The sequence below is a fragment of the Massilia sp. CT11-108 genome, from assembly GCF_047302915.1.
In the GTDB taxonomy this organism is placed as follows: Bacteria; Pseudomonadota; Gammaproteobacteria; order Burkholderiales; family Burkholderiaceae_D; genus Telluria; species Telluria orientalis.
Genome location: NZ_JBKYMO010000408.1, coordinates 1 through 5,023, shown reverse-complemented (window position 1 = coordinate 5,023; position 5,023 = coordinate 1). Strand labels below are relative to the sequence as shown.

Here is a 5,023-nt window from a genome sequence, read left to right as displayed (position 1 = left end):
GCCAGCCACACGAAACGCAGGCGTCTTGTCGAACGAATCAGCATGATCCGATTATAGCCGCGTATGCACGGTGTGGCGCACGCGGCCCCTGTGACATTTTGTCCAGTGCGATCAGCGCTCGGCCATCAGGACTTCGCGCTCGACCTGCACGGTGCGCTCGCCGTCCGTCAGCCACACCTGGCCGTCCTGGATCGTGCATTGCAGCTGCATCGAACGCTGGGCCATCTGCTCCAGCTGAGCGCTCGTTTCCGCCGGAATGTTGATGATGGAAATTTTCTTGGTACGTTCGAGCTTGCTGGCCAGGCCCTTGAACCAGATATTGCTGGTGGCGCTGTAGCAGTACACGACCACGTGTTCGGCACGGCCGGCCGCCTTCATGAGTCGGCGTTCGTCGGGCTGGCCGACCTCGATCCAGAGGTCGATCGCACCGGTGAGGTCCTTGAGCCACAGGGCGGGCTCCTCGACGTCGAACAGGTCCTTGCCGTACGCGAGCGCCGGGTCGGCGTGCAAGGCGAAGGCGAGCAGGCGGATCATCACGCGCTCGTCGGTTTCCGAAGGATGCCGCGCGATCGTGAGCGCGTGCTCCTGGTAATAGTTGCGGTCCATGTCCGCAATGTTCAGGTCTGCCTTGTAAATCGTTGCTTTCAGGGCCATTCAGGTGCCTATTTCTATGGTTCAGCTGAACACGACAGTCTTGTCGCCATTCAGCAGGATACGGTGTTCCACGAACCACTTGACCGCACGGGCCAGCACGACGCTCTCGACGTCGCGGCCGATGGCCGTCAACTGCTCCACGCTCATGGCGTGGTCGACGCGCTCGACGTCCTGCTCGATGATCGGGCCTTCGTCCAGGTCGCCCGTGACGAAGTGGGCCGTCGCACCGATCAGCTTGACGCCGCGGCGATGCGCCTGCGCATACGGACGCGCGCCCTTGAAGCTGGGCAGGAACGAGTGGTGGATATTGATCGCCCTGCCCTTCAAGGCATCGCACAGCCCCGGCGACAGGATCTGCATGTAGCGCGCCAGCACGACCAGGTCGATGCGGTGGGTATCCAGCAAGTCGATGATGCGCGCCTCCTGGGCGAGCTTGGCCGATTCGCTGGCACCCGCCTCGAGCGGCAAGTGGTGGAACGGGATATTGTAACTGGCCGCGAGCTGGTAGAAGTCCATGTGGTTCGACACGATGGCAGGAATCTCCACCGGCAGCAGGCCGCTGCGGTAGCGGAACAGCAGGTCGTTGAGGCAATGGCCGATCTTCGACACCATGATCAGCACGCGCGGCTTGGCGCCGGCGTCGTGCAATGCGCCGTCCGCGCCCAGGTCCCCGCACAGCGAGCCGAAACCGGCGCGCAGCAATTCGTCCGAGATGGCGTCGTCTTCCAGCGCGAAGTGGATGCGCATGAAGAACAGCTTCGATTCCGGATCGCCGAACTGGGCCGAGTCGATGATGTTGCAGCCGTGTTCGGCCAGAAAACCCGAGACGCGCAGCACGATGCCGCGGTGGTCCAGGCAGGACAAGGTCAGGATATATTCTGGATACATTGCTAAAAACTTCAGAATGGTTGAGGTTGACTGAGCCCGACCATTGTCGCATAACCGGGGTCAGAGCCCGATTTAAAGAAATTGCCCAAAACCGGGCTCTGACCCCGGTTCAACAGGAGACGCAAATGACAACGAATCGGCAATTCCGCCTCGCCGCCCGTCCCGTCGGCATGCCCAGGCCCACCGACTGGCAACAAACCGAGGAACCCCTCGCCCCGCTGCAGGACGGCGAGGTGCGCGTGAAAGTGCTGTACCTGTCGCTCGATCCGGCCATGCGCGGCTGGATGAACGAAGGCAAGTCGTACATCCGTCCCGTCGCGATCGGCGAAGTGATGCGCGCGGGCGGGATCGGCGTCGTCGAGGCGTCGAACTCGCCGCATGTGGCCGTCGGCGACACCCTGACCGGCAGCTTCGGCGTGCAGCAGTACTGGACGGGCCCCGTCGACGCGAAGGCGGCCGCGGCCATGAAGATCGATCCCGCCCTCGCCCCGCTGCCGGCCTGGCTGAACGTGCTGGGCATGCCCGGCATGACCGCCTACTTCGGCCTCACGGACATCGGCCAGCCGAAGGCGGGAGAAACCGTCGTCGTGTCGGCGGCGGCGGGCGCCGTCGGTGCGACCGTCGGCCAGGTGGCGAAGCAGCTGGGTTGCCGCGTCGTCGGCATCGCCGGGGGGCCGGACAAATGCCGCTACGTCGTCGAGGAACTCGGGTTCGACGCGTGCATCGACTACAAGGCGGGGCCGGTACCGGCGGGGCTCAGGGAACATTGCCCGCAGGGCGTGGACGTCTATTTCGACAACGTGGGCGGCGACATCCTCGACGCCGTGCTGGCCCGCATCAACCTGAAGGCGCGCATCGTGATCTGCGGCGCGATCTCCCAGTACAACAACACGACGCCGGTGCGCGGCCCGGCCAATTACCTGTCGCTGCTCGTGAACCGGGCGCGCATGGAAGGCATGGTGGTATTCGACTATGCGGCGCGCTATCCGGAAGCCGTACAACGGCTCGGCGCGTGGCTGCGGGCAGGGGCGATCAAGAGCCGCGAGCACGTGGTCGAAGGCCTCGATCACTTCCCGGACGCCCTCACGATGCTGTTCGAAGGGAAGAACTTCGGGAAGCTGGTGCTGAAGGTCACAGACGACGCACATTGAACCAACCGCACGCCGCCGGAACCATTTGATCCCCTGCCTCTCTAACCGCACGAGCGCATCCATGAACGCTCGTTGATAGTTCAGGCACAAGGAGATCGATATGGCGACAAGCAAGGAAGGCGGCCACAAGAGCGCGGCCGACGCCGGCGGCAACGAGCAGAAAAGCCAGCCGGCCAAGCGCGGTTTCGCTGCGATGGACCAGAACCAGCAGCGTCAAATCGCCAGCAAGGGCGGCCAGGCCGCCCACCAGAAGGGGACGGCGCACGAATTCGATTCGGAAGAAGCGCGCCGGGCGGGCCAGAAAGGCGGGGAAGTGGTCAGCCGCAACCGCGCCCACATGGCCGACATCGGCCGCAAGGGCGGGGAAAGCCGGCAATCGGCCAACCGCGCCGCCGCCGCCGCGAAATCGGGCAACCAGGCGGGCACTCAGGCGGGCAACCGCCAGGGCAGCAAGGAGTCTTGAACTTTGGGGCGGTTCCCCTCACCACAGCGCGCAAGCGCCGACCGCGCCGCCGTGCCGGGCGCGGTTGCTCATCGCATTGCCGGGAGATGCGCCTGGAACATGGACGTGCTACAGTTCCACGCTTATGTCCACCGCTTCCCACCTCAAATACCTGGCCGCGTATCCCGCGCACATCCTGTCCCAGGTCGAGCGCCTGATCGCCGACAACCGCCTGGCCGACCACCTGCGCCAGCGCTATCCCGACGCGCACGACGTCCGCACCGACAAGGCCTTGTACGGCTACGTGCAGGATATGAAAGATGAATACCTGCGCAACGCCGAGCCCGTTTCGAAAGTGGCGTACGACAGCAAGATCGGCATCGTCCAGCAGGCCCTCGGCCTGCACACCGCGATCTCGCGCGTGCAGGGCGGCCGTTTGAAAGCCAAGCACGAGATCCGCATCGGCACCGTGTTCCGCGACGCGCCGCCAGCCTTCCTGCGCATGATTGCCGTGCACGAACTGGCGCACCTGAAGGAAAAGGACCACGACAAGGCCTTTTATAAACTGTGCTGCTGGATGGAGCCCGACTACCACCAGTTCGAATTCGACGTGCGCCTCTATCTCACCCAGCTGGAGCTGGGCGGCGAACGGTTGTGGGCGTGATCGCTCCCGAGCGGTCCACGGAAATTGCAATATGCACCATGGATGGCCGAAATGACCATCATCCCTCGTTGCTGTAGCACAACAAGTTATTGAACATCAGCCGCCGCGGGCCAAAAGCTGTCGACTTCCGCATGCGCACCGATTACAGTCGAGATCCGCGCTTCCTGCGCCCAGTGCCTGCCATCCGCGCAGGCTGAATGAACTCCGGCCGGTCGGCCGATCCCGACGAGACCCATGCAGCGACAACGCCTCGCCCAATTCCTGTTTCTTTCGCTGTCCGGACTTGCCGTCGCCAGCGCCGCCCGCGCCCAGGACAAGCCGGACTGGCGCATTTCCGGCTTCGGCACGCTGGGCGTCGTGCACACCGGCGAACGCGAGGCCGATTACACGTCGTCCGTCTTCAAGGCCAACGGTGCCGGCGCCACGCGCCGCTGGAGCACCGACGTCGACAGCCGCCTCGGCGTGCAACTCGACGCCACGCTCGCGCGCCACTGGTCGGCCGTGCTGCAGGTGGTCAGCGAACAAGGCCTCGACAACACTTACCGGCCGCGCGTCGAATGGGCCAACATCAAGTACCAGGCGACGCCCGAACTGGCGCTGCGCATCGGCCGCATCGCGCTCCCCGTCTTCCTGACGGCCGACTACCGCAAGGTCGGCTATGCGTATCCGTGGGTGCGCCCGCCCGTCGAAGGCTATAACGTGTTGCCCGTGACGAGCAGCGACGGCATCGACGCTACCCTGCGCTGGAGCGTGGGGCGGGTCCGCAATGCATCGCAGGTGTTCTACGGCCACAATTCCGTTTCGCTGATCGAACCGCTGCACGTGTACGGTCGCCGCAGCATCGGCATCTCGAACACGAGCGACTGGGGCGCGCTCAGCGTGCGCGCCAACGTGGCCAGCGCCGAGATCTCCAGCGACATCGGCGCCGAATTGTTCCGCGCGTTCGACGCCTTCGGCCCAATCGGCCAGGACCTGACCCGGCGCTACGCGCTGGACCACAAGCGCATGATGCTCGCGAATATCGGCGTGAACTACGACCCGGGCGCGTGGTTCGTGATGGCCGAAGCGGGCCGCACGGTCAGCCCTTCCTTCCTGGGCTCGACGCGCAGCGCCTACGTCAGCGCGGGCTGGCGCTGGCGGGCGTTCACGCCGTACGCGACGTATGCGCGCGTGCGCGCCACCAACGCGACGACGGATTCCGGCCTGCCGGTCGCCGCCCTGCCC

The 5,023-nt window shown here is 65.0% G+C and carries 6 protein-coding genes; 4 read left to right on the top strand and 2 right to left on the bottom strand.

The annotated features are described in order from the left end of the window. Window positions 1–111: 111 nt before the first annotated feature. Complete coding sequence (locus ACEN88_RS24130) at window positions 112–654, bottom strand: YaeQ family protein (protein ID WP_371766214.1); 543 nt, start codon at window positions 652–654, stop codon at window positions 112–114. 21 nt (window positions 655–675) lie between these two features. Beyond that, a complete protein-coding gene (gene purU / locus ACEN88_RS24125) occupies window positions 676–1,542 on the bottom strand; it encodes a formyltetrahydrofolate deformylase (protein ID WP_056127582.1) in 867 nt (288 codons plus the stop codon). A 125-nt stretch (window positions 1,543–1,667) separates the two neighbouring features. Here purU and ACEN88_RS24120 point away from each other — a divergent pair, with 125 nt between their 5' ends. The 4 genes from ACEN88_RS24120 to ACEN88_RS24105 form a co-directional block, all read left to right on the top strand. Beyond that, window positions 1,668–2,693, top strand: coding sequence for an NADP-dependent oxidoreductase (locus tag ACEN88_RS24120; protein ID WP_413343738.1), 1,026 nt, complete (start codon window positions 1,668–1,670; stop codon window positions 2,691–2,693). Window positions 2,694–2,793: 100 nt separating this feature from the next. Next, window positions 2,794–3,156 carry a KGG domain-containing protein gene (locus ACEN88_RS24115; protein WP_056127576.1) on the top strand — a complete coding sequence of 121 codons (363 nt, stop codon included), beginning with the start codon at window positions 2,794–2,796 and terminating at the stop codon, window positions 3,154–3,156. Between the two features lie 124 nt (window positions 3,157–3,280). After that, entirely contained in the window at window positions 3,281–3,799 is a 519-nt protein-coding gene (locus tag ACEN88_RS24110) for a M48 family metallopeptidase (protein WP_413343735.1), read from the top strand. Between the two features lie 234 nt (window positions 3,800–4,033). Then, window positions 4,034–5,023 (top strand): porin (locus tag ACEN88_RS24105; protein ID WP_413343733.1); only part of this gene is annotated, 990 nt, incomplete at its 3' end.